Source organism: Aeribacillus sp. JST-2, assembly GCF_056032925.1.
Genome location: NZ_JBVVUU010000001.1, coordinates 250,134 through 254,114, shown reverse-complemented (window position 1 = coordinate 254,114; position 3,981 = coordinate 250,134). Strand labels below are relative to the sequence as shown.

Annotated in this window: 4 protein-coding genes; all 4 read right to left on the bottom strand. The window is 42.5% G+C overall.

The features are described from left to right. Positions 1-158: 158 nt before the first annotated feature. Complete coding sequence (gene glnA / locus AC0KTX_RS01330) at positions 159-1,493, bottom strand: type I glutamate--ammonia ligase (protein ID WP_474250419.1); 1,335 nt, start codon at positions 1,491-1,493, stop codon at positions 159-161. A gap of 51 nt (positions 1,494-1,544) precedes the next feature. After that, a complete protein-coding gene (locus AC0KTX_RS01325) occupies positions 1,545-1,946 on the bottom strand; it encodes a MerR family transcriptional regulator (RefSeq protein WP_474250418.1) in 402 nt (133 codons plus the stop codon). A gap of 123 nt (positions 1,947-2,069) precedes the next feature. Then, positions 2,070-3,338: a methionine gamma-lyase family protein gene (locus tag AC0KTX_RS01320; protein ID WP_474250417.1), complete on the bottom strand. Its 1,269-nt coding sequence runs from the start codon at positions 3,336-3,338 to the stop codon at positions 2,070-2,072. Between the two features lie 30 nt (positions 3,339-3,368). Beyond that, on the bottom strand, positions 3,369-3,981 hold a 613-nt coding region (locus AC0KTX_RS01315; RefSeq protein ID WP_474250416.1), incomplete at its 5' end, for a GTPase.

The window sequence follows — 3,981 nt, the reverse complement described above, 5'->3', positions numbered from 1 at the left end:
TAGCTTTCCACTTGATCTCCTCTGGATAATGAACTCTTGTCCCCATAAGACAAACACCTCCACAAATCGAAGTAAGTTATACATTCGATTCAGGAGGTGTTTTTTCCTTGTCCCATTTTACTGGGTCACTTCACCTGAGCGTCAAGGGGTTTTAAGGATTAGTACAAGCTCATGTATTGTTCGCGTTCCCATGGGTGCACTTGTGTGCGGAACATGTCCCATTCGATTTCTTTCGCTTCAACGAAGTGTTCGAATAGGTGAGTGCCAAGCGCATTGATGATTACTTCGTCTCGTTTTAAGTTTTCAAGCGCTTCGTACAATGTTGCTGGAAGGTCGATAATGCCGTTTTCGATGCGCTCTTCTTTTGTCATGATGTAAATGTTGCGATCAACTGGTTTTGGCGGAGTTAATTTGTTTTTAATGCCGTCAAGTCCAGCAGCTAGCAGAACAGCCATTGCAAGATATGGGTTTGCTGATGGATCGACGCTGCGCACCTCGATCCGAGTGCTCATGCCCCGGGATGCAGGAATCCGGATCAACGGGCTTCTGTTGCGGCCGGACCATGCCACATAACAAGGAGCTTCATAGCCAGGCACCAAACGTTTATAAGAATTGACCGTCGGGTTTGTCACCGCTGTAAAGCTTGTCGCATGTTTGATAACGCCCGCAATAAATTGCAAAGCAGTTTCGCTTAAACCGTCTTCTGCATTTGGATCATAGAACGCATTTTCACCGTTGCGGAATAAAGAAAGGTTGGAATGCATTCCTGAACCGTTTACGCCAAATAATGGTTTTGGCATGAATGTTGCATGCAAGCCGTGTTTACGGGCAATCGTTTTGACAACAAGCTTGAACGTTTGGATATCGTCGCATGCTTTGACAGCATTTGCATATTTGAAATCAATTTCGTGTTGGCCGGGCGCTACCTCGTGGTGGGAAGCTTCAATCTCAAAGCCCATTTCTTCAAGCTCCAAAACGATGTCGCGGCGGCAGTTCTCCCCTAAGTCAGTAGGTGCAAGGTCAAAATAACCGCCATTGTCGTTCAATTCCAATGTTGGGTCGCCTTTCTCATCAAGCTTGAATAAGAAAAATTCCGGCTCTGCCCCTAAGTTAAATGCATTGAATCCTAATTCTTCCATTTCTTTCAATACACGTTTTAAGTTGTTGCGCGGATCCCCTTCGAATGGAGTTCCATCCGGATTGTAAATGTCGCAAATGAATCTGGCAACTTTTCCTTTCTCAGCTGTCCAAGGGAAAATGACGAAAGTATCCAAGTCTGGATAGAGATACATGTCTGATTCCTCAATGCGGACAAAACCTTCGATCGAAGAGCCGTCGAACATCATTTTGTTGTTCAATGCTTTTTCTAATTGGGAAACTGGGATTTCAACGTTTTTGATCGTTCCCAAAATGTCCGTAAATTGAAGACGGATGAATTTTACGTTTTCTTCTTTGACTAAGCGGATAATGTCTTCTTTTGTGTACTTTGCCATTGTTTTTCTCCTCTCATGATTAAATATATATAAATTTATTAATCACGAATATTAATGGAAGAATCTTGAAAGATCCCCTTGCCGTAAAGTTGCCCTGTTCATTCTCCCTGCATGAAGAAGTTCTTCCTTTAGCAGTTTCCGCAATTCAGCATCAGAGATTGATTTGTCCATTTCAAGAAACGGGCGTTCCTCGACGCGTTTTTCTTCGTTCTCCTTATAAGCAAAAATTTGTTTTATTCCTGCCATATTGACGCCTTGCTCAATCAAAGATTTAATTTCGAGCAATCGGTCGACATCATTAAAGGAAAACAAGCGCCGATTTCCTTCTGTTCTTGCAGGAGAGACTAAACCGTGTTCTTCATAATACCTTATTTGTCTTGCAGAAAGCTGTGTCAACTGTTTGACAATGCTAATTGGAAACAAAGGCATTGAACGACGGTCTTGATCATTCATTTTATTTAGACCCTCCTTCCTTCTGCTTAATCTCATTATATTTGAATGTAAGATATAATGTCAATATTATGTTAGAAAATTTAACATCATTTTTTTTGAAATAAGATCAATCATTTTTTTCCTTTACAATGTAATCATTTTCTGTTCAGCTAATTCATGAAGCGCAAGGCAAACCGCGATTTTAACATGTTCATACGTCAAGCCGCCTTGCACGTAAGCAACATACGGAGGTCGAATCGGTCCGTCCGCCGACAATTCAATGCTTGATCCTTGAATAAAAGTGCCGGCGGCCATGATCACTTGATCGCTGTAGCCCGGCATTTCGGTCGGAACAGGTTTTACGTGTGAATTGACCGGTGAAGCATATTGGATTGCCTGACAAAAAGCAATCATCATCTTTTCATCGTTAAATTGAACAGATTGGACAAGATCTGTTCTCTTCTCGTCCCAGCGGGGATTTGCCGCCAAACCGATTTCCTCCAGCACCGCAGCAGTAAAAATGGCTCCTTTCAAAGCTTGGCCAACCACATGTGGAGCAAGGAAAAAACCTTGATACATTTCATGAAGACTGTATAATGACGCACCGGCTTCTCTGCCGATTCCGGGCGATGTCAGTCTGTATGCGCAAGCCTCCACCAACTCGCTTTTGCCGACAATATACCCTCCCGTTTTTGCAAGCCCACCGCCGGGATTTTTGATGAGGGAGCCAGCAACAAGATCCGCCCCTACGTGACAAGGTTCCTGCTCTTCAACAAATTCACCATAACAATTATCGACAAACACAATAATGTTTTCGTTTATTGATTTAATAAAAGATACCATTTCCCTAATTTCTTCGATCGAAAACGACGGGCGGACGTCATAACCCTTTGATCGCTGAATGCCGATCATCTTTGTTTTTGCTGTGATTGTTTCTCTCACTTTTCCAAAATCGACCCGGCCTTCTTCTGTTAAATCGACCGTTTGATAATCAATGCCAAAATCCTTTAAGGAACCAGTCCGATTGCCCCGGATGCCAACAATTTCTTCCAGTGTATCATAAGGTTTTCCCGTAATATAGATCAGCTCGTCTCCAGGTCTTAAAACGCCGAAAAGAGCAGTGGAAATCGCATGAGTGCCGGAAATGATTTGCGGGCGGACAAGTCCTTTTTCCCCGCCGAACACATCTGCATAAATGTCTTCCAGTGCATCCCTGCCAATGTCATCATATCCGTAGCCGGTTGACGGAATAAAATGGGCATCAGAGACCCGATGCTTTTGAAAGCTTTTTAAAACGCGAAATTGGTTTTGCTCCACTATTTTGTCAATTTCCTCATGGAGCGGCTTTATTTTTTTTTCAATTGGTTGAATGATTTTCGCTAGCTTTTCCCCATGCCGTAAATATTGAAACATGCTTCTGACCCTTTCCTTTTCTATGATCATTTACTGCAAAGTGTATTTCATCACTTGCTGGTAAATCGGATGGTGCGGAAATACCAAGCCTGTGATAGCATATTGTTCGGTTTGTGCATGAAAATCCATTTTCGTAACAATCGTTTCCGTTTGAAAAGATGACAGTTCTTTTCCATCTGTTGACGGGATGCGCACATGATAAGGTTTCATTTCTTTTTTCATCCTTTCTTCGATTGCCGCTTTTAAACATTTGACATCTTCTTTATGAAGCGCAGAAATTTCAATATACTCCTCTTTTTGGGAAGGAATGAAGCAAGGATGGACTTGATCCTTTTTATTGTATACAGCTAAAATCGGCAGTCCGTCAGCGTTTAGTTCTTTTAACAACTGATAGACGGTTTCTTCATGCTGAAGGTAATTCGGATTGGAACTGTCGATGATATGCAAAAGAAAATCGGCTTCCTTCACTTCTTCTAATGTGGAACGAAAGGCAGCGACGAGGCTTGTTGGAAGCTTTTGAATAAACCCGACCGTATCCGTCAGCAAAACCTTCATGCCTGAAGGAAGATTCATTTTTCTCGTCAGCGGATCCAGTGTGGCAAACAACATGTTTTCCTGAAAGGATTCTGCATCAGCCAATTGA

Coding starts and splice junctions, on each gene's coding strand:
- glnA (WP_474250419.1), bottom strand. CDS start 1,493: ATGGCAAAGTACACAAAAGAAGACATTATCCGCTTAGTCAAAGAAGAA.
- AC0KTX_RS01325 (WP_474250418.1), bottom strand. CDS start 1,946: ATGAATGATCAAGACCGTCGTTCAATGCCTTTGTTTCCAATTAGCATT.
- AC0KTX_RS01320 (WP_474250417.1), bottom strand. CDS start 3,338: ATGTTTCAATATTTACGGCATGGGGAAAAGCTAGCGAAAATCATTCAA.